19 protein-coding genes are annotated in these 18,928 nt (G+C 73.8%); 9 read left to right on the top strand and 10 right to left on the bottom strand.

The window, feature by feature from the left end; genetic code table 11:
• Window positions 1-130 precede the first annotated feature (130 nt).
• The 3 genes from IW249_RS00350 to IW249_RS00340 all read left to right on the top strand — a co-directional run bounded on the left by IW249_RS00350 (window position 131) and on the right by IW249_RS00340 (window position 3,202).
• Window positions 131-637 (top strand): hypothetical protein, encoded by a 507-nt coding sequence (locus IW249_RS00350; protein ID WP_196918938.1) that lies wholly within the window; start codon window positions 131-133, stop codon window positions 635-637.
• 85 nt (window positions 638-722) lie between these two features.
• Entirely contained in the window at window positions 723-2,129 is a 1,407-nt protein-coding gene (locus tag IW249_RS00345) for a class II 3-deoxy-7-phosphoheptulonate synthase (RefSeq protein WP_124853452.1), read from the top strand.
• 38 nt (window positions 2,130-2,167) lie between these two features.
• A complete protein-coding gene (locus tag IW249_RS00340; RefSeq protein WP_196918937.1) occupies window positions 2,168-3,202 on the top strand; it encodes a threonine aldolase family protein in 1,035 nt (344 codons plus the stop codon).
• Window positions 3,203-3,293: 91 nt separating this feature from the next.
• On the opposite strand, the gene IW249_RS00335 is transcribed toward IW249_RS00340, so the two are convergent.
• Window positions 3,294-4,163 carry a deoxyribonuclease IV gene (locus IW249_RS00335; RefSeq protein ID WP_196918936.1) on the bottom strand — a complete coding sequence of 290 codons (870 nt, stop codon included), beginning with the start codon at window positions 4,161-4,163 and terminating at the stop codon, window positions 3,294-3,296.
• Window positions 4,163-6,151, bottom strand: coding sequence for a Stk1 family PASTA domain-containing Ser/Thr kinase (gene pknB / locus IW249_RS00330; protein WP_196918935.1), 1,989 nt, complete (start codon window positions 6,149-6,151; stop codon window positions 4,163-4,165). The genes IW249_RS00335 and pknB overlap by 1 nt, the downstream gene beginning before the upstream one ends.
• Window positions 6,152-6,339: 188 nt before the next feature.
• Between pknB and IW249_RS00325 the strand changes: the two genes are divergently transcribed.
• Window positions 6,340-6,729: an Rv2175c family DNA-binding protein gene (locus IW249_RS00325; protein ID WP_196918934.1), complete on the top strand. Its 390-nt coding sequence runs from the start codon at window positions 6,340-6,342 to the stop codon at window positions 6,727-6,729.
• Window positions 6,730-6,834: 105 nt separating this feature from the next.
• Here the strand turns inward: IW249_RS00325 and IW249_RS00320 are convergent, their stop codons facing one another.
• Window positions 6,835-7,917: a polyprenyl synthetase family protein gene (locus tag IW249_RS00320; protein WP_196918933.1), complete on the bottom strand. Its 1,083-nt coding sequence runs from the start codon at window positions 7,915-7,917 to the stop codon at window positions 6,835-6,837.
• A 9-nt stretch (window positions 7,918-7,926) separates the two neighbouring features.
• Window positions 7,927-8,316 (bottom strand): helix-turn-helix domain-containing protein, encoded by a 390-nt coding sequence (locus IW249_RS00315; RefSeq protein WP_196918932.1) that lies wholly within the window; start codon window positions 8,314-8,316, stop codon window positions 7,927-7,929.
• Window positions 8,317-8,565: 249 nt separating this feature from the next.
• Here IW249_RS00315 and metF point away from each other — a divergent pair, with 249 nt between their 5' ends.
• Together metF and IW249_RS00305 are read left to right on the top strand one after the other, a co-directional pair.
• The gene (gene metF / locus IW249_RS00310) at window positions 8,566-9,483 is read left to right on the top strand and encodes a methylenetetrahydrofolate reductase [NAD(P)H] (RefSeq protein WP_196918931.1); all 918 of its coding nucleotides are present in this window, start codon (window positions 8,566-8,568) and stop codon (window positions 9,481-9,483) included.
• A gap of 44 nt (window positions 9,484-9,527) precedes the next feature.
• Window positions 9,528-10,217: a CDP-alcohol phosphatidyltransferase family protein gene (locus IW249_RS00305; protein WP_112582773.1), complete on the top strand. Its 690-nt coding sequence runs from the start codon at window positions 9,528-9,530 to the stop codon at window positions 10,215-10,217.
• 68 nt (window positions 10,218-10,285) lie between these two features.
• Here IW249_RS00305 and IW249_RS00300 read toward each other — a convergent pair whose 3' ends face one another.
• The 6 genes from IW249_RS00300 to IW249_RS00275 form a co-directional block, all read right to left on the bottom strand.
• Window positions 10,286-11,773, bottom strand: a complete 1,488-nt coding sequence (locus tag IW249_RS00300) for a phytoene desaturase family protein (protein WP_196918930.1) — start codon at window positions 11,771-11,773, stop codon at window positions 10,286-10,288.
• Between the two features lie 12 nt (window positions 11,774-11,785).
• Window positions 11,786-12,910 carry a glycosyltransferase family 2 protein gene (locus tag IW249_RS00295; RefSeq protein WP_196918929.1) on the bottom strand — a complete coding sequence of 375 codons (1,125 nt, stop codon included), beginning with the start codon at window positions 12,908-12,910 and terminating at the stop codon, window positions 11,786-11,788.
• Window positions 12,907-13,782, bottom strand: coding sequence for a carotenoid biosynthesis protein (locus IW249_RS00290; RefSeq protein ID WP_196918928.1), 876 nt, complete (start codon window positions 13,780-13,782; stop codon window positions 12,907-12,909). Before IW249_RS00290 ends, IW249_RS00295 begins: the two co-directional genes overlap by 4 nt.
• Entirely contained in the window at window positions 13,779-14,330 is a 552-nt protein-coding gene (locus tag IW249_RS00285) for a GNAT family N-acetyltransferase (RefSeq protein ID WP_196918927.1), read from the bottom strand. Before IW249_RS00285 ends, IW249_RS00290 begins: the two co-directional genes overlap by 4 nt.
• Window positions 14,327-15,088, bottom strand: a complete 762-nt coding sequence (locus IW249_RS00280; RefSeq protein WP_196918926.1) for a monooxygenase — start codon at window positions 15,086-15,088, stop codon at window positions 14,327-14,329. The genes IW249_RS00285 and IW249_RS00280 overlap by 4 nt, the downstream gene beginning before the upstream one ends.
• Before the next feature lie 65 nt (window positions 15,089-15,153).
• Window positions 15,154-15,642 (bottom strand): YbaK/EbsC family protein, encoded by a 489-nt coding sequence (locus IW249_RS00275; protein WP_196918925.1) that lies wholly within the window; start codon window positions 15,640-15,642, stop codon window positions 15,154-15,156.
• Between the two features lie 444 nt (window positions 15,643-16,086).
• Between IW249_RS00275 and IW249_RS00270 the strand changes: the two genes are divergently transcribed.
• From IW249_RS00270 to IW249_RS00260, 3 genes are all read left to right on the top strand, one after another.
• Entirely contained in the window at window positions 16,087-16,536 is a 450-nt protein-coding gene (locus tag IW249_RS00270; protein WP_196918924.1) for an SAV_6107 family HEPN domain-containing protein, read from the top strand.
• A 102-nt stretch (window positions 16,537-16,638) separates the two neighbouring features.
• On the top strand, window positions 16,639-17,364 hold the full coding sequence (gene imuA' / locus IW249_RS00265; protein ID WP_196918923.1) for a DnaE2-dependent mutagenesis accessory factor ImuA': 726 nt from the start codon (window positions 16,639-16,641) through the stop codon (window positions 17,362-17,364).
• On the top strand, window positions 17,361-18,911 hold the full coding sequence (locus IW249_RS00260; protein ID WP_196918922.1) for a DNA polymerase Y family protein: 1,551 nt from the start codon (window positions 17,361-17,363) through the stop codon (window positions 18,909-18,911). The genes imuA' and IW249_RS00260 overlap by 4 nt, the downstream gene beginning before the upstream one ends.
• Window positions 18,912-18,928: the final 17 nt, after the last annotated feature.

Raw genomic sequence — 18,928 nt, 5'->3', positions numbered from 1 at the left:
TTCCCGCCCGTGACACAGCGGTCCGGTCGACGCCCAGCGTCGACCGGACCGCCGCCGTTGGGTTCGGTCGGCTGAATGTGGCAGACTCGCGGCTCGGCACGTCTCGATCTCACCGCCAACGGAGGTGATCATGCGCGCGACCCACCGCAGGCTGGCGGCGACCGCCGCCGGGCTGGTGCTGCTGCCGGTCGCCCTGGTCGGCTGCGGGATCGGCGGCGAGGACCAGGACGAGTCCGCCGCCAAGCCGGCCCGAGCCCCCGCCGAGGAGGCCGCCACCCGCTCCCGTGAGCGCGTGCAGGCCTACCTCGACGCGATGGCGGCCAAGGACGTCGCCGCCGGCCGCAGCCAGCTCTGCGCTCTGCTGCACGACGGCTTCGACCTGGGCGCCACCGGCCCCAACGGTGACTTCGCCGACCACTTCCAGGTGCCGGAGGCGGCCATCACCGGAGTCCGGTCCGGTCCGCGCGGGCAGGAGGTCAGCGTCTCGGTCTCGGTCGCGGTCGGCAAGCGCACCGTCACCCGGCCGCTGGTCTTCACCGTCACCCGGGACGGCAGCGACTGGTGTATCGCCGGCGAAGCGCCGGGTGGGCCGGCCGCTCCGACGCCGACCGGCGTCGCACCTACCCGCGCGTCCTGACCAGCGCCCGGCAGATTGATCTCATCTGCCGGAACCGTCCCCCTCGCCGCCCGGCCACCCCGACCGTCGCCGTACGCTTTCTGTCATGCGCCATGAGTGGCATCAGCTGAGCCATCCCGCGGTGAGCAGCCCGGGCCTGCAGACCAGCCGACCGACAGTCGACTCCGCCGAGGACGCCGCGCTCGGCCTGGACCGATGGCGGGAGCTGCCCCGCGAGCAGGTCCCGCCGTGGTCCGACCCGGCCGCCGTGGCCGCGGTCTGCAAGGTCCTCGACACAGTGCCGTCGGTCGTCGCGCCCTACGAGGTGGACCAGCTCCGGCAGAAGCTCGCCCTGGTCTGCGAGGGCAAGGCGTTCCTGCTGCAGGGCGGTGACTGCGCCGAGACGTTCGTGGACAACACCGAGAGCCACCTGCTGGCCAACGCACGCACCCTGCTCCAGATGGCGATCGTGCTCACCTACGGCGCGTCGCTGCCGGTGGTCAAGGTCGCCCGGGTCGCCGGGCAGTACACCAAGCCCCGCTCACTGCCGACCGACGCCCGTGGCCTGCCCGCGTACCGCGGCGACATGATCAACTCGCTGGAGGCCGACCCGGCCGCCCGGGTCGCCGACCCGCAGCGCATGATCCGCGCGTACGCCAATTCGGCCGCGGCGATGAACATGCTCCGGGCGTACCTCGCCGGCGGGCTCGCTGACCTGCACGCCGTGCACGACTGGAACAAGGGCTTCGTGAAGAACTCCCCGGCGGGGGAGCGTTACGAGGCGATCGCCCGGGAGATCGACCGGGCGCTGGCCTTCATCCGGGCCTGCGGGATGACCGACGACGAGGCGTTGCGCACCGTCACGCTCTACTGCTCCCACGAGGCCCTCGCCCTGGAGTACGACCGGGCGCTCACCCGGGTCTCCGACCGCCGGGCGTACGGGCTGTCCGGGCACTTCCTCTGGATCGGCGAGCGCACCCGGCAGATCAGCGGCGCGCACATCGACTTCATCTCCCGCATCGCCAACCCGATCGGGGTCAAGCTCGGCCCGACCACGTCCCCGGACGAGGCGATCGAGCTGTGCGAGAAGCTCAACCCGGACAACATCCCCGGCCGGCTCACCCTGATCAGCCGGATGGGCAACCACCGGGTGCGCGACGCGCTGCCGCCGATCGTCGCCAAGGTCACCGCCGCCGGCGCCAAGGTGGTCTGGCAGTGCGACCCGATGCACGGCAACACGCACGAGTCGTCCAACGGCTACAAGACCCGGCACTTCGACCGCATCGTCGACGAGGTGCTCGGCTACTTCGAGGTGCACCGGGGGCTGGACACCCACCCCGGTGGCCTGCACGTCGAGTTGACCGGTGAGGACGTCACCGAGTGCCTCGGCGGCGCCCAGGGGATCGAGGATCTCGACCTGCCCGACCGGTACGAAACCGCCTGCGACCCGCGACTGAACACCCAGCAGTCGTTGGAGTTGGCGTTCCTGGTAGCGGAGATGCTCCGTGGCTGAGTTCGCGAACCCGGCAGTCGGCAGCCGAAAGGAAGACAGTGCCTGACCTGTTCGTGGACCTGCGGTCCGACACGGTGACCCGACCCACCGCCGGGATGCGGGAGGCGATGGCCGCCGCCGAGGTCGGTGACGACGTGTACGGCGAAGACCCGAGCGTCAACGCGCTGGAGGCCGAGGTCGCCGCGTTGTTCGGGCACGAGGCGGCGCTGTTCGCCCCGAGCGGGTCGATGGCGAACCAGATCGCCCTGCAACTGTTGGTGTCGCCCGGCGACGAGTTGCTCTGCGACGCCGACGCGCACGTTGTCACGTACGAGATCGGCGCCGCGGCCGCGTACGGCGGTATCTCCTCGCGGACCTGGCCCGCGGTGGGCGCGGACATCGACCCGGAGGTGGTGGCCGGGATGATCCGGCCGGACGGCTACTTCGCCGTCCCCACCCGCGCGATCGCCGTCGAGCAGACCCACAACCGCGGCGGTGGCGGGGTGATTCCGCTGGCGACCCTGCGGGATCTGCGCGGGGTCGCCGACGAGGCGGGCGTCGCGCTGCACTGTGACGGCGCGCGGATCTGGCACGCGCACGTCGCCGACCGGGTGCCGCTGATCGAGTACGGCCAGCTCTTCGACACGCTGTCGGTGTGCCTCTCCAAGGGTCTCGGCGCGCCGGTCGGTTCGCTGGTGGTGGGCAGCGCGGAGAAGATGCAACGTGCCCGGCTGATCCGCAAGCGGATGGGCGGTGGCATGCGCCAGGCCGGCATTCTTGCCGCCGGCGGCCGGTACGCGCTGGCGCACCACATCGACCGGCTGGCTGACGACCACGCGAAGGCGGCCCGGCTCGCCGAGGCGGTCGCGCCGTTCGGGGTGCTGGCCACCACGGTCCGTACCAACCTGGTCGCGCTGGACCTCACCAAGCACACACTGGACGCACGGGCCCTGGCCGCCGCGGCGCGGGCCGAGGGCGTGCTGGTCTCGGTGCTCGGCCCCCGTACCGCCCGCCTGGTCACCCACCTGGGCGTCAGCGACGCGGACATCGACCGCGCCGTGGCAGCCCTACCCCGCATCCTCGCCGCAGCCTGACACCCCCAGCGCTCACCTCGGTGATCAAGAGGTTTGCGTCATCCGGCGACCGGAATCTGACGTAAACCTCTTGATCAACCAGCAGGTTGGGTCAGGGGTGGGACAGGCGGGTCAGCGTGCTGATGTCGGCGGCGTGGCCCAGGTGCTTCTCGCTGGGGGTTTCCACGACGATCGGGACGCCAGCGGTCGCCGGGTGGGCCATCAGCTCGGCGAAGGCGGGCTCGCCGATGCTGCCCTTGCCGATGTTCTCGTGCCGATCCCGGGTGGAGCCGCACAGATCCTTCGAGTCGTTGGCGTGGACCAGCCGCAGCCGGTCCGCACCGACAGTGGCCACCAGGGTGTCCAGGGTCGCCGTCATGCCGCCCTCGGCCGCCAGGTCGTGCCCGGCCGCCCAGGCGTGGCAGGTGTCGAAGCAGACCCCGAGCATGGGGTGCCGGTCCACCGCGTCCAGGTAGGGCCCGAGCTGCTCCACCCGGGAGGCCAGTGACCGGCCTCCACCCGCGCTCGGCTCGACCAGCAACATCGGCCCGCCAGCCTCGGCGGTCCAGTCGAGCAGCGGCAGCAACACCTCGCGGACCTGTCGCATCGCCGCCTCGGCGTGCCCCTCGTCCACCGAACTGCCCGCGTGGAACACCACCCCCCGCGCGCCGATCGCCACGCCCCGACGCAGCGCGTGCGCCAGCGTCTGGGCCGACTTCTCGACAGTGGCAGGGGTGGGCGAGCCCAGGTTGACCAGCAGCGCGGCGTGGATGAACGTCGGAATGCCCCGCTCGGCGCAACCGTCGCGGAACAGGACGTCCTGCCCGGGGTCGCCGTTGGGCAGTGCCCAGCCGCGCGAGTTGGAGACGTAGACCTGCACCACCCGTGCGCCGGTCACGTCGGCGTACGGCAGGGCGGCCTTCGCCAGCCCACCCGAGGTCGGAGTGTGCGTGCCCACCGGCCGCCCGGAGATCGTCGGCATCAGAAGCACGTCAGGGTGACCGGGGTGCCGGGCGCCACCTGCGAATTCTCGCCCGGGAGCTGGATCTGGACCACGGCGTTCGGGTTGATCGCCATGGTCACCGGGAAGCCCTGCGCCTCCAACGCCTGCTTGGCCTGCTGGCACGGCAGGCCGATCACCCGTGGCATGGCGACCAGCGGTGGCCCCTTGCTGACGTCCAGCTTGACCTGGGTGCCCTTCTCCACACCGGCGCCGTCGGCCGGGCTCTGGCCGAGGATCTCGTCCCTCGGCTTGTCGGAGTCCTTGTAGTTCTCCACCAGCACCAGGTTGAGCTGGGCCAGGGTCGTCCGGGCGTCGGTCAGGCTCTTGCCGACCAGGTTCGGCACCGTCACCGGCGCCCTACCCCGGCTCAGGATGAGGGTGACCTTCGCACCTGGTTTGACCTCGGCGCCCACCTTGGGGGAGCTGTCCACCACGACCCCGGCCGGCAGGCTGTCGTCGTAGCGGGGGGTGCCCTTGGCCACCACCAGCTTCGCGTTGACCAGGTCCGCCTCGGCCAGCTCGAACTCCTTGCCGATCACGTCCGGTACGGGGAAACGCTCCGGGCCGAGGGAGAGGGTCAGGGTGATCGTGCCACCCTTGACGATCTTGGCAGCGGACGCCGGGCTCTGCCCCAGCACGCTGTCCTTCGGGGCTTTCTCGTCGAAGCGTGGCTCGGCGTACTTGAGGACGAGCCCGGCGCGGTCGGCCCGCGCCTGCGCCTCGGCCTTGCTCAGGCTCACCAGCTGCGGAGCGTCCGTGTAACGGCCGACGCCGAACCACCAGCCCCCGATCGCGGCCACCAGGCCCAGCGTCACCACCACGGCAGCGACGGCCCGCCGGCCGCGGGGATCGCCCAGCACAGTGCTGCGCAGCGCGGCGAGCCGGGCACCCAGGCCCTCCGCCGGCTCCGGGGCGGCCCGACGCCGTCCGGGCCCCTGGCTGCTGGCGCCCTCCGGCAGTCGGGCCCACGACGGGCGGTTGGGCGGCTGGACCGTCGCGACCATCATCGTCGGCTGAGAGAGCGACGGTTCGTCGCTGACCGGGCGGAGTACGGCGGTGTGGCTGTTGGCGTCGCCCAGACGGTCCCGGGCAACCTGCACCTCGGCCAGCAGTGCGCCGGCGTCCGCGGGGCGCGCGCCGGGATCACGCCGAGTGGCCCGCTGCACCAGGTCGTCGAGGACCGACGGCAGACCCGGCACCAGCGTCGAGGGCGCCGGCACGTCCCGGTCGACGTGCTGCCAGGCGACGTCCACCGGCCGGTCCCCGTCGTACGGCACGCGGCCGGTGAGCATCTCGAACAGCACGATGCCGGCCGAGTAGACGTCGGTGCGCGGATCGGCGCGGCCCTCGGTGACCAGCTCCGGGGCGACGTACGCCACGGTCGCCATCAGCTGGTTGCCCTGCTCCTCGTCGGCGCTCGCCTCGACGGCCCGGGCCAGCCCGAAGTCGGCCACCTTCACGACGCTGTCGACGAGGTTGGCGACGCCACCGGTGGGCGCCTCCGCGACCAGCACGTTCTCCGGTTTGACGTCGCGGTGTACCAGCCCGGCGCGGTGCGCGGCGGCGATCGCGGCGAGCATCTGCTCGGTGATGGCCAGTGCCTCGTCCGGGTTGAGCCGGCGTCGCTCGGCCAGCACGTCGCGCAGCGTGCGGCCACGGACGTACTCCATCACCAGGTACGGCAGGCCGGCGTGCGTGCCCTGGTCGTAGACCGCCACCACGTTCGGGTGGGTCAACCGGGCGATGGTCTTCGCCTCGTCGGTGAACCGGGCCACGAAGTTGGCGATCCGGGCTCGCGCCTCGCTCGCCTGGGTCGGGTGAATGATCTTGACAGCGACGGTGCGCTCAAGGCGTTCGTCGGTGGCGGTGTACACGGTCGCCATGCCACCACGGGCCACGCGACCGCGAATGCGGTAGCGCCCGTCGATCAGCGAGCCCAGCAACGTGTCGGCGACCTGAGTGTCCATCGGCAGGCAGTCTATGTGTCCAGGGGGTGAAGGATGAACAGGATGCTACAGCCGTACGCCGAACCGGTCCGTCCCGCCGCGCTCGCCACCCCTTATCCGCTGGTCAGCGACGATCAACGGAGTGGGCGCCGATGGGTCTCCCGGGGTGCCGGTGGCTCGTCGCGGCGGCGGCGTGGCAGGGTGGTCGGGTGACCGAACCCGTACCCGACCAGGCCGCGCCCGGCCTGGAGCTCGCCGGACCCACCGACCCGGCCGGCTGGTTGACCCTGCCCGACGTCGCCGAACGCCTCGACGTGTCGATCAGCAAGGTGCACCAGATGATCCGTGACCGTGAGCTGTTGGCGGTCCGCCGCGACGGCGTCCGCCGGATCCCGGCCGAGCTGGTCGCCAACGAGACCGTGCTCAAGCACCTGCCCGGCGTGCTCAACCTGCTCGCCGACAACGGCTACGACGACGAGGCCGCCCTGCGCTGGCTCTACGAGCCGGACGACACCCTCCCCGGCGCCACCCCGGCCGCCGCCCTCTCCGGCGACCAGGCCCGCGAGGTGAAACGCCGAGCCCAAGCCCAAGGCTTCTAACCCCACCTCCCTGCGTTGATCATGAGGTTGGCGGCGCGACACGCCGAGGCGAAGGTCGCCAACCTCATGATCAACCGCGGGGGCGGGGGAGCGGGGGCAGAGCGGTCAGTCGGCTCGGCGGGTTGCGGCTATGGCCAGGTCTACCAGGGCTTGGCGGGCCTCGGTCTCCAGGTCGATGGCGGTCAGGGCGGCCAGGGCGGTGTCGGTGAGCGTGACGATCCGCTGCTCGGTACGGGCCAGAGCCCCACTACCCGAGATCACCTCGCGGAGCCGGGTCACCCCCTGCTCGTCCAGCTCCGGGTCGCCGAGCCGGCCGAGCAGCAGCTCGCGGCCCGCGTCGTCGGTGGCCTCCACCGCCGCCGCCACCAGGTAGGTGCGCTTGCCCTCGCGCAGGTCGTCCCCGGCCGGCTTGCCGGTCAGCGCCGGGTCACCGAAGACCCCGAGCACGTCGTCGCGGAGCTGGAACGCCTCGCCCAACGGCAGCCCGTACGCCGAGTAGGCCGTCCGCACGTCCTCCGGCGCGTCGGCAAGCGCGGCGCCGAGCAGCATCGGACGCTCGACGGTGTACTTCGCTGACTTGTACCGGGCGACCTTGCTGGCCCGTTCCACCGAGGTGTCCCCGGTGACCTGCGTCAGCACGTCGAGGTACTGCCCGACGGTGACCTCGGTGCGCATCTCGTCGAAGACCGGACGGGCCCGGGCCAACGACCACAGGTCCAGGCCGGCGGAGTGCAGCAGCTCGTCGGACCAGACCAGGCAGAGGTCGCCGAGCAGGATGGCCGCGGCGTCGCCGAAACCGTCCGGGTCGCCGCCCCAGCCGGCCTCCCGGTGTCGGGTGGCGAAGCGCCGGTGTATCGCCGGCTCGCCCCGGCGGGTGTCGGAGCGGTCCATCAGGTCGTCGTGGATCAGGGCGCTGGCCTGGACGAACTCCAGCGCGGCCAGGGCGGTGAGCACCTGGTCGCCGTCCACCCCGCCGGCCCCCCGGAACCCCCAGTACGCGAATGCCGGACGCAGCCGCTTGCCGCCGCCGAGCACGAACGCCTCGATCGCCTCGGCCACCGGGCCCAGCGCGTCGTCCACGGCGGCGAGGCGGATCCGCTGGCCGGCCAGGAACTCGGTGAGGGCCTTGTCGACCCGCTCCCGCAGGCCGGCGCGGTCGACGGGGGACACGGGAGCAGCGTGGGTCACGCCCCGACGCTAGCTGGTCGTCATGTTTCGTGCTCCACTGCCACGCGTAGTCCGGCTGGTGCGGCCGGGACCCGTGCGCCCACTCGGTCGCGCGCCGGCCACCGCGGCGCGGCCCGGCCCGGTGGCCCTCGTCGAGCCGGCCCTTCGGGTGGCCGCGGCGGCCTCGGCGAGCGCCACCAGCGGCACGTCCAGGACGACGGCGAGCCAGCCGAGCCAGAAACCGCCCGGCACGCGACGCTGTCGTTCCCACCGGGAAATCTCGTGCCGACTCAACGTCGGCACCCCGGCGGCGGCGCACAGCTCGGCGGCGGCTCGCTGCTGGCTCCAGCCCCGGTCGAGTCGGCAGCGAGCCAGCAGCGGCCCGAGCTGCGCGGGACGCGGCGGTGCGGGCGGGGTCATCTGTCCTCCTGGCGGGCGTCGGCGCGGCGCCCACCGGCCCGCCCGGAACGGGCGGGACCAGCGGCACCGCTCGGTTGCTGACCCCCGCGCGGGCCCCCGGGGCCGCCCCCGCCGCCCCTCCCGCACCACCCCTTCCTACCCCGGAGGTACGACGCCTTCCCGCCCGCCGGATCGGGACGCGGGGGGCCGCCCGGCCGTCGGAGTGGGAAGGGCCTGGGTCGTGGTGGCATCGACCGCTAGAGTTGGACCGTGGCGCTCGGTCTTCCCTCGGTACTCCCCAATCCCCAGCCGGCGATCGGGGAGCTCATCCGTGAGCACCAGCCGACCTTCTCGTTCGAGTTCTTCCCGCCCAAGACCGAGGCGGGGGAGCAGCTGCTCTGGCAGGCCATCCGCGAGTTGGAGTCCCTGCGCCCGTCGTTCGTGTCGATCACGTACGGCGCCGGTGGTTCGACGCGGGACACCACAGTTGCGGTGACCGAGCGGATCGCCACCGAGACCACCCTGCTGCCGATGGCCCACCTGACAGCGGTCAACCACTCCGTCGCCGAGCTGCGGCACGTGGTCGGCCGGCTCGCCGGGGTGGGCGTGCGCAACGTGCTGGCCGTTCGTGGCGACCCCCCGGGCAACCCGGGCGGTGAGTGGATCCGTCACCCCGAGGGCGTGGACTACGCCGAGGACCTGGTCCGGCTGGTGCGTGACGCCGGCGACTTCAGCGTCGGCGTGGCCGCCTTCCCGTACAAGCACCCCCGCTCGCCCGATGTGGCCAGCGACACCGCCCAGTTCGTCCGCAAGTGTCGGGCCGGCGCGGAGTTCGCGGTCACGCAGATGTTCTTCGACGCCGACGACTACCTGCGGCTACGTGACCGGGTGGCGGCTGCTGGCTGTGACACCCCGATCCTGGCGGGCGTGATGCCGGTGACCCAGTTCAGCACCATCGAGCGGTCCGTGCAGCTGTCCGGTGCGCCGTTCCCACCGGCGTTGGCGGCCCGCTTCGAACGCGTCGCCGACGACCCGGACGCCGTCCGCCGGCTCGGCATCGAGCAGGCCAGCGAGATGTGCCGCCGACTGTTGGACGAGGGCGTGCCGGGAATCCACTTCATCACCCTCAACCGGTCCACAGCGACCCGCGAGGTCTGGCAGAACCTGAAGGTCGGCGCCCGCGTGTGAACGCTGCACCTGCGACACCTGTTGACCGGCACGACGGTTGATCCGTGGTGGGCACACAGCTGAACTGGGATCAGTACGCCACGGCGTGGGCGCGGTTGCACGGCGGGTTCGACCCTCGGGTCGCGGCGCCGGTGGTGCGCGCCTGGCTGCGATTCGCGTACCACGTCGGATATGTGCTGGGCCGGCTGCGGGTCAGCCCCACCGCGGTCACAGTGGCCGGGGTGCTGCTCTGCTTCTGCGTACCGTTGCTGGTGGGTCGGCCGGGGGACGGGCCGTTCCTCGGCGCGCTGTTCGTGCTGCTCGCCGCCGTGGCGGACAGCGTGGACGGTGCGGTGGCGGTCGCCACCGGTCGCACCACCCGGCTCGGCTACGTCTACGACTCGGTCGCCGACCGGCTCGGTGAGGTGGCGTGGCTGCTGGCGTTCTGGCTGGTGGGCGCGCCGGGCGGGCTGGTCGTCGCGGGCGGCGCGCTGTCCTGGTTGCACGAGTACGTCCGAGCGCGTGCGGTCGCCGCCGGCATGCGGGAGATCGGCGCGGTGACGGTGGGCGAACGCCCCACCCGGGTTTCGGTGGCGCTGGCCGGTTTGCTGGTCGCCGGGCTGGCCGGGCTGATCGAGCCGGACCTGGCCGCCGGCACCATCACCATGGCGACAGCGGTCTGGGTGCTGCTGGCCGGTTTCGGCCTGGGGCAACTGCTCTCCAGCATCCGCCGCGCCCTGCTCGACGCCGACTGAGGGGGCCGGGCCGGCTGAACGGCCCAGCCCGACGCGCGGAAACAGACACCGGCTGGAGCATGCAGGGTCTACCAGGCGGGGCCGATCTCGTCGGCGACGATCTGCGCGGAGAGGGTGACCATCGGCAACCCGCCGCCCGGGTGGGTGGAGCCACCCACCAGCCACAGCCCGTTCGCCGGGCCCCGGTTGGCCGGGCGGAGCAGCCCACCGGCGGTGCCGTAGATCGAGCCGCCCGGCGCGCCGGTCGCCACGCCCAGGTCGGCGGGGGTGCGGATCTCGCGGAACAGCAGCCGGTCGCGCACGTCCACGCCGCGCCGCGCCAGCACGTCCAGGATCCGATCGGCGTACGCGTCGGCCAGCCCCGGGCGTCGCCAGTCGACCGCGCCCGCCGCGGTGCCCTGCCGCGGGGCGTTGACCAGCACGAACCACGCTTCGTGTCCGGCCGGGCGGACCATCGGGTCGTCGGCCACTGTGACGAACACGGCCGGGTCGGCCGCCGGTCGGGCCCGTACGCCGCGCCCGGGGTCACCGAAGACCGCGTCGAACTCGGCGTCGTAGTCGTCCGGGAAGAAGACGTTGTGGTGGGCCAGCCCGGTGCTGCCGGAGACGCCGAGCAGCAGCACGAAGCCGGCGAGGCTGCGGTCGGTCAGCCCGGCCAGTCGACGCGGGTGCGGCAGCAGGTCACGGTAGACGGTGAGTGCGTCCACGTTGGCCACCACCACGTCGGCGGGCACCGGGGCGGTGACGCCGGCGAGGCGTACCCCGTGCACGCGGCCGCCGGTGGCGTCGATCCGGGTGACAGTGGCGTCGGTCTGCACGACCACGCCGAGGTCCAGGCAGCGGGTCAGCAGCGCGTCGGCGAGCGTGCCCAGCCCACCGCGCAGGTACCAGCCGCCGAAGGCCAACTCGGCGTAGGGGACCGCGACCAGCGCCGCCGGTGCCCGACGTGGGTCGGCGCCGGTGTAGGTGGCGTACCGGTCCAGCATCATCCGCAGCCGCGGGTCGTTCAGGTGCCGGCGGCCCAGGCCGCGCAGGCTGCGGCCCGGGGCGATGGCGGCCAGGTCGCCGACGCGCCAGGCCAGCGACGCGAGGTCGCGGGGAGAGTCGACGGTACGGCGCAGGATGTCCCGCGAGGAGGCCTGCCACACCCGCGCCGCCCGACGCCACAGCCGCTGCCAGTCTGCTGCCGCCCGGTCACCGAAGGCGGCCCCGATCCGGGCGGTGAACTTCACCGGGTCGGCGCACGAGTCCAGGGCCGGGCCACCGTCGGCAAAGACGTGCCTGACGATCGGGTCCAACGGGACGAGGTCCAGGTATTCGTCGAGCTTCGCCCCGGTCGCCTCGAACAGGTCGTGGAAGACCTCGGGCAGGGTGAGCAGGCTCGGCCCGGTGTCGAAGTGGAACGACCCGGCCGGGGTGTCGTGGGCGTACCGGCCGAGCTTGCCGCCGACCGTGTCGGCGGCCTCGAAGACGGTCACCTGGTGCCCGGTAGCGGCCAGCCGGGCGGCGGTGGCGAGGCCACCCACCCCGGCGCCGACGACCACGATCCGCGCCATGCCGCGTCCTCCCTAGCTGACCGGGCGGCCCCGCCAGGTCAGGCGGCGTCGCTTTCGCAGATGGTACGACCGCAGGGTCAGCCAACCGAGGACCACGACCGACACGGGGTGTGCGAGCGCGTCGGGCCACCACCGTCCTCCGGTCGCGCGGGCGGTGAGCACCCGTCCGGTCACCCCGAGCAGATATGCGATGAGCGCAACCATTGACACCCGGGGAACTGTCGAGGCGAACCCCAGCGCGATCAGCGGTGGAGCGGTGTAGAGCAGCAGCAGCGCCGCCACCACGGCCGCCGCCGCGCCCGGGTGCCCGAACGACGCCCAGAGCGACTTCGAGTACCCGTCGCGCAGTTGGGGCCAGTCGTCGTACATCCGGCAGGTGGCCAGCCGGGAGCCGTCGGCCAGGGCGATCCGCCCGCCGGCCCGCTTGACCGCCCGGGCCAGCTCGACGTCCTCCAGGATCTTGTCGGCGACCGCGGCGTGCCCGCCGGCGGCGGTGTAGCCGGCCCGGTCCACCACCAGGAACTGCCCGCCCGCCGCGGCCAGCGACGGCCGCGGCGAGCGCTCCATCGCACGCAGCGGCAGGAAGGTCAGCCACAGCCACTGCAACAGCGGCTGCACCAACCGGTCGGCCGCCGTCGCCACCACGATCCGGGGGTACGGCGACAGCAGCGTCACCCGGGCGGCGCGCAATTCGGTGACGGCGGCGGCCACGGCGTGCGGGGCGAGCACCACGTCGGCGTCGACGAAGACCAGCGCTGTGGCGTCCGGGTCGGCCCGGGTGGCCAGCTGCCAGCAGGCGTGCGGCTTGCCCAGCCAGCCCGGCGGCGGGGCGACCCCGGTGAGCAGCGTGACCCGGGGGTCGTCACCTGCCACCGCGCGGACCACGTCGGCGGTGCCGTCGGTGGACCCGTCGTCGAGGACCACGACGCGCAGCCCGGGTACGCCGCGCTGGGCCAGCAGGGCGCGCAGGCAGGGGGTGACCCGGGTGGCCTCGTCGCGCAGCGGCAGCAGCACTGCCACCGGCTCGTCGACGTCGTCGGGCCGGTCGGTGGGCCGACGCAGCCAGCGGGCGGCGTTGAGCCAGGTGTGCCCGGTCAACGCGGCGACGGCGACCAGCAGGGCGAGCAGGATGGTCATCGGGTCGCGTCGACGCCGGGGCGGTGTGGCTGGTGGGCCTCCGGCCGGAGGTGACGGCCGCGCTGGGCACGGAGCACTGTCACCGCCAGGGGCACCGCGGTCACCGACATGCCGGCGGCGCCCCAGAGTGCCGAGGCGGGCAGGTCGAGGAAGACGGCGTGGGCCAGGATGCTGGAGAAGTACGTCCACAGGTAGAGCGCGAACATGGGGTGGTCCCGCCGGTCGGTGTGCTCGGCGGCCGGCCCGGCCAGCGGGCGCAGCGCGCTCATCATCAGCACCGCGAAGAGCAGCCAGCCCAGGTAGTTGCTGACCGGGATGCCGGCCAGGCCGGGCAGGGCCGGGGTGGCGTCGCGCCAGACCCAGTAGCCCTCGGCCACCATCTGCGGGTCGAGGAAGAGGTCCCAGGCGGCCAGCCCCACAGTGGCCAGCGCGATCCGCCCCACCCATCGACCCAGAGTCGGCCCGCCGCCGGCTGTCGACCTGCTGCCGTCGGCAGTCGTGGCGCCGCCGCCGGTCAGTCGGACCGCCGCCAGCCAGGCCGGCCAGGCCATCCAGGTCCAGGCCAGCGGAATGATCAGTGGCACGCCGGCCAGCTTGGGGCCCAGCTCACCGGAGTAGTCGTAGCTGCCGAACGGCACGCCGGTGGCCACCCCGATCGCCTCGATCGCGAACCCGCCGCCGGTGGCCACGGCCACCAGCGCCGCCGCCACCCGCAGACCCCGGCTGAGCAGCGCGTGGCCGACCGAGAGCAGCCAACCGAGGACGACGGTGGCCACGGTGAGCCCGGCCCGGGTGGCGCCGGTGGTGAGCGGGTAGCAGATCTGGGCGAGCACCAGGACGGCGAGCAGCGCCCAGGAGAGCCGCCGGGTCATGACGCCGGTGGCTCGAGCGGCAGATCCCTACCGAGTACGCCGAACGGTCGCTCGTCGCCGGGGAAGTGGAAGTCGCGCAGCACGTCGACGAAGCCGAACCGTCGGTACAACCGCCAGGCCCGTGAGGTCTGCTCGTCGGCTTCCGGGGTGGACAGCAGAGTGGTGTCGCCCTCCGCCATGCCGAGCAACGCGCGTAGCTGACCGGTGCCCAGCCCGTGCCCCTGCGCCGGGGGCCGGACGTGCAGCTCGACCACCTCGAAGCAGTGGGCGAGCCAGCGCGTGCGGGTCGGGGCGTCCAGCGCGCGGTGCACCTGGTCGTGCCACCACTGACCGGAGGCGCCCAGGTAGCCGTAGCCGAAGCCGGCGAGGTGACCCTCGCTGGTCAGGCTGGCGACCGCCCGGAAACCCGGCCGGCGGACGTGGGTGGCGATGTAACCGCGCCGGGCTTCCAGCAGGTCGGTGCGGTATCCCATCGCCTCGCCGTAGACGGCCACCACGTCGTCCAGCCGCCGGACGAGATCGTCCGGCGTCCAGCGCACCAACCTCATGCCCGTCCACCCTTCACCGTTTCCGGGCCGCCGTCGGCGACCCACCCGAGCACCGACCGGTCGCCGATCACGTCGCGCACCTCGAACCGGGCGAACAACTCCTCCGCGTACCAGCCCGCGGTGGGGGTTCGCATGATCGCCGCCCGGTGCTCCGGGTGACGGTACGCGAACGCCACCAGGTCCGTCGGGTCGCGCCACACGCTCACCGTGCCCTGCCAGCCCAGCGGGGCCTCTCCGACCCCGAACCGGGCCAGCAACCCTGGCGCGTCGCGCAGGGCGGCGGCCACCGGTGGGATCGCCCGCCAGAAGGTGGCAGCCCGCCGGGCCCGTAGCCGGGCCCGGGTCAGTGCCAGCACCGGGCCGGTGACCCGGCCGCCCGGCGGGTCACCGAACGGCCGCTGGCCGGACCACTCACCCCGGCTGGTCAGCGGGCGCAGGTCGATCCGGGCCCGGGCGTGGGCGATGCGCGCCCAGGCCCGCCCGACCGACGAGTCGTCGAAGTCGGCCGCCGCGGCGGGGGAGTCCCAGACGGTCAGCGCCGCCCACCGGGTCAGGTCGGCGTCCCTCGGCCCGAAGTCGGTGCCGGTCCCGGTGCCCAGCAGCTTGCCGAACCGGACGCCCGGGAGGGCCCGCAACCGGCGGGGGTCCAGTGCCATCCGGGTCAGCGCCCGGGGCAGCGCGCCGCGGGAGGTGCGCCACACGTGCAGCGTGACCAGCTCCGGAGCGTCGCCGCTGTGCCTGCTGGTCCGCTCGCTCACGCCTCCGCTTCGCGGCGGCGCGAGCGCGTCGCTGCTGTGCCTGCTGGTTCGCTCGCTCCGCTCGCTCACGCCACCTCGGCCGGGGTGCCGGCGGTGACCCGCAACAGCTCGGCGTAGGTGGTCGGGAAGACCGCCTGGGGTACGCCACCCGCGGCCCAGATCTCCGGGTACGCCGCCAGTGCCGTGTCCACCAGGGTGCGCAGTGGGTGCGGGTGCCCGAGTGGGGCGACCCCGCCGATCGGCTGCCCGGTGTGGGCCCGGACGAACTCCGGGGTGGCCCGGCGCAGCCGGGTGACGCCGATCGATGCCGCCAGGCCCGCGGTGTCGACCCGGTGCGCGCCGGAGGTGAGGACGAGCAGTGGCGTGTCGTCCGCGTCGAAGATCAGTGAGTTGGCGATCTGACCGACCTCGACGTCGAGCGCCTCGGCGGCCGCCGAGGCGGTGTGCACCGCGTCGGGCAGCAGACGGACCATGCTGGGCTCACCGGCGCCGTCGAGTGTGCCGGCGGCGGTGAGAGCGTCCTGCACCGCCCGTACGTTCGGGTGTGGCTGCATCCCGCCATTCTTCCCGGTCCGTTGGTGGCCGGTTCGGTCGGCCGGCGCGCTCGGCGCGTCACACGTTGCATTTTCGTCGGAGGGGAGGTGTACTGTCAGCAGCAGTTAGAACGAGTGTTCGATTGCCTCGAACGCCCGTTCCAACCAGCCGGAGCGCGGCGTTTCGCGGCGCCACCTCCGGGCGGTGCGGCTCCGCGGGCCGCACCTGGGTTTCCGGGCAGTCGCGAGCCTGGTCCCAACAGGCAGGAGCGTTGCCCGCCGCCCACGACCCCCGGGCGGCGGGCGACGCACCCGCCGGTCCGCCGGCCGGGTGTGGTGTGGGGAAGCATCCACACCCGGCCGGCCACACCCGGTGCGTCTTCCTCCGCACCACCCGACCTCGGCGTCGCGTCGGTGGCATCAGCCGCCGGAGTGACGTCTCGGCCACGTGGAGGAGAGACATCCATGCCGACCAACCCGGCTCAGGCACCGACGGTGCCGGCGCACGTGCTGCCGCACCGCACCCCCGCCCAGCTCCTCACGTTGGCCCGCCGTGGGCTGGTCGAGGCCGGCCAGACCCGACCTGACGGCCTGCGTTACGCGGCTGCCCACCTGGCCGCCCTGCGCGCGGCGGCGGCCCTGCTCGCCGCCCGGGCCCGACCCGCGCCGACTCGGCGTAACCGGATCACCAGCGTCTGGGTCCTCCTCTGCGCGGTCGCTCCGGAGCTCGACGAGTGGTCCCGGTTCTTCGCCGCGGGTGCCAGCAAGCGCGCCGCCGCCGAGGCCGGCATCCCCCGGGTGGTCAGCGCCCGGGAGGCCGACGATCTGCTCCGCGCCGCCGAACAGTTCGTCACGGTGGTGGAAACCGCGCTCGGCGTGGCACACCAACCGGCCCTGGACGGCCTCGCCGCCTGATCCCGCCGCGCCACCGGCCGCCCCGCGGGGGGAGCCGGGCGGCCGGTGGCGCGGCGTGCCGGTCCTGATCTGATCCACAGCAACGACGGGGGAGTTGGTCCAATGGCGGGCCGCATGGTGGTCGGTTCCGCCGCACTGGCCGATCTGGTGCGCCCGGCGAGCGCACCCGACCCGGTCGGTGGGCACCGGGTGCTGCCGGTGGTGCCCGAGCTGACCGGTCTGCTGCCCAACCGGGGCCTGCGCCGGGGCAGCACCATCGCGGTCGCCGCCGGCCAGCCCCGCCGCAGCGGTGGCACCTCGCTGATGCTGGCCCTGCTCGCCGAGGCGTCCCGGGCCGGCTCGTGGTGCGCCGTGGTCGGGGTGCCGACGTTCGGCGCGGGCGCGGCGGCTGAGTTGGGCATCGCCCTGGACCGGTTGGCCCTGGTGCCGAACCCCGGCCCCGAGTGGGCCACAGTGGTCGCCGCGCTGATCGACGGGGTGGACGTCGTGGTCACCACAGTGCCGGCCTCGGTCTCCGCCTCGGTCGCCACCCGGTTGGCCGCCCGGGCCCGGCAGCGCGGCAGCGTGCTCGTCCCGTACGGCCGGTGGGACGGCGCAGACGTGACGTTGCAGGTGGTCCGCGGGGTCTGGGAGGGGCTCGGGCTGGGTCGGGGGCGGTTGCGCCGCCGGGAGATCACCGTCTCGGCGCGCGGACGCGGTGCGGCTGCCCGACCCAAGGAGATCAAGGTCTGGCTCCCGGGTGACGAGCTGACCCGGGTGATCCCTCGTACGCTGCCGTCGCCAGTGGGCCGATCGGCCGCGCCACTCGCCCTGGTCGGTCGGGGGTGACCGGCGCGCCGGCACGCACGCTGCTGCTGTGGTGCCCGGACTGGCCGGTGCTCGCCGCCGAGATCGTCGACGGGGTGCCGGCGACCGGCCCGGTCGCCGTGCTGCACGCCAACCGGGTGGTCGCCTGCTCCGAGCGGGCCCGCGCCGAGGGGGTGCGTCGAGGGCTGCGCAAACGGGAGGCGCAGGGTCGCTGCCCCCAGCTCACCGTCGTGGAGTACGACCCCGGCCGGGACGCCCGGGCGTTCGAGCCGGTGGTCGCCGCGGTGGAGGAGTTGGTCGCCGGGGTCGAGGTGGTCCGTCCGGGCGCCTGCGCGGTGGCCGCCCGGGGGCCGGGCCGTTACCTCGGGGGCGAGGAGGCGGCCGCTGAGCGGATCATCGAGCACGTGGCCCAGTCGTGCCTGGTGGAGAGCCAGGTCGGCATCGCCGACGGGGTGTTCGCGGCCGGGTTGGCCGCTCGCGCCGGCCGGGTGGTGGCACCGGGCGGGACACCGGAGTTCCTGGCCGGGTTGCCGGTCGAGGCGCTCGGCCGGTCGGCGCTGGCCGACCTGCTGCGCCGGCTGGGGGTACGCACCCTCGGCGACTTCGCCGCCCTGCCGGCCGGTGACGTGCTGGCCCGGTTCGGGTTCGACGGTGCGCTGGCCCACCGGCTGGCCGCCGGGCGGGACCACCGCCCACTCGCCGTCCGGCAGCCGCCGGCCGACCTGACGGTGACGGCGGAGCACGACGAACCGATCGACCGGGTCGACGCGGCGGCGTTCGTGGCCCGGGCGCTGGCTGAGCAGCTGCACGAGCGGCTGGCCGGGCACGGGCTGGCCTGCACCCGACTCGGCATCGAGGCGGTCACCGAGCACGGGCAGGAGCTGCACCGGGTGTGGCGGCACGATGGCCTGCTCACCGCCGCGGCCATCGCCGACCGGGTGCGCTGGCAGCTCGACGGGTGGCTCTCCGGCAGCAACGCCCGCCCGGCCCGACCGACGGCCGGCATCATCCGGCTGCGCCTGATCCCGGACGGGGTGATCGCCCAGGCCGGTCTGCAGGCCGGCCTCTGGGGGGAGACCGGCGAGGAGCGGGAACGCGCGCACCGGGCGTTGAGCCGGGTGCAGGGCATCCTCGGCCCGGAGGCGGTGGTCACCGCAGTGCTCGGTGGTGGGCGCTCCCCGGCCGATCAGGTACGGCTGGTGCCGTGGGGCGACGAACGACTCCCGGCCCTGCCCGAAGCTCCGCCGTGGCCGGGCGGGCTGCCGCCGCCCGCGCCCGCCGTGGTGCTGCCCAGTCCGCTCGCCGCGACCGTGCACGACGCCGCTGGTGAGCCGGTGGTGATCAGCGCGCGGTTGGCGGTGAGCGCCGCGCCCGCCCGACTGGTGGTCGGCACCGGTCAGCCAGCGGAGATCGTGGGTTGGGCCGGGCCGTGGCCGGTGGACGAGCGCTGGTGGGCGCCGGCCGAGGCCCGCCGCCGGGCCCGGTTCCAGGTCAGCCTGGCCGACGGTGCTGCCCTGCTGCTGGCCGTGGAGTCGGGGCAGTGGTTGGTGGAGGCGATCTATGACTAAGTCAGGTCGATCCCTGC

Origin of the sequence: Micromonospora vinacea, assembly GCF_015751785.1 — a bacterium.
In the GTDB taxonomy this organism is placed as follows: domain Bacteria; phylum Actinomycetota; class Actinomycetes; order Mycobacteriales; family Micromonosporaceae; genus Micromonospora; species Micromonospora vinacea.
This window is presented reverse-complemented; position numbering and strand designations above follow the sequence as displayed.

Bases quoted from the DNA above. Each gene is read 5' to 3' on its own strand.
- IW249_RS00350 (WP_196918938.1), top strand. From the start codon at position 131: ATGCGCGCGACCCACCGCAGGCTGGCGGCGACCGCCGCCGGGCTGGTG.
- IW249_RS00345 (WP_124853452.1), top strand. From the start codon at position 723: ATGCGCCATGAGTGGCATCAGCTGAGCCATCCCGCGGTGAGCAGCCCG.
- IW249_RS00335 (WP_196918936.1), bottom strand. From the start codon at position 4,163: ATGCCGACGATCTCCGGGCGGCCGGTGGGCACGCACACTCCGACCTCG.
- pknB (WP_196918935.1), bottom strand. From the start codon at position 6,151: ATGGACACTCAGGTCGCCGACACGTTGCTGGGCTCGCTGATCGACGGG.
- IW249_RS00315 (WP_196918932.1), bottom strand. From the start codon at position 8,316: ATGACCCCGCCCGCACCGCCGCGTCCCGCGCAGCTCGGGCCGCTGCTG.
- IW249_RS00300 (WP_196918930.1), bottom strand. From the start codon at position 11,773: ATGGCGCGGATCGTGGTCGTCGGCGCCGGGGTGGGTGGCCTCGCCACC.
- IW249_RS00295 (WP_196918929.1), bottom strand. From the start codon at position 12,910: ATGACCATCCTGCTCGCCCTGCTGGTCGCCGTCGCCGCGTTGACCGGG.
- IW249_RS00290 (WP_196918928.1), bottom strand. From the start codon at position 13,782: ATGACCCGGCGGCTCTCCTGGGCGCTGCTCGCCGTCCTGGTGCTCGCC.
- IW249_RS00285 (WP_196918927.1), bottom strand. From the start codon at position 14,330: ATGAGGTTGGTGCGCTGGACGCCGGACGATCTCGTCCGGCGGCTGGAC.
- IW249_RS00275 (WP_196918925.1), bottom strand. From the start codon at position 15,642: ATGCAGCCACACCCGAACGTACGGGCGGTGCAGGACGCTCTCACCGCC.
- IW249_RS00270 (WP_196918924.1), top strand. From the start codon at position 16,087: ATGCCGACCAACCCGGCTCAGGCACCGACGGTGCCGGCGCACGTGCTG.
- imuA' (WP_196918923.1), top strand. From the start codon at position 16,639: ATGGCGGGCCGCATGGTGGTCGGTTCCGCCGCACTGGCCGATCTGGTG.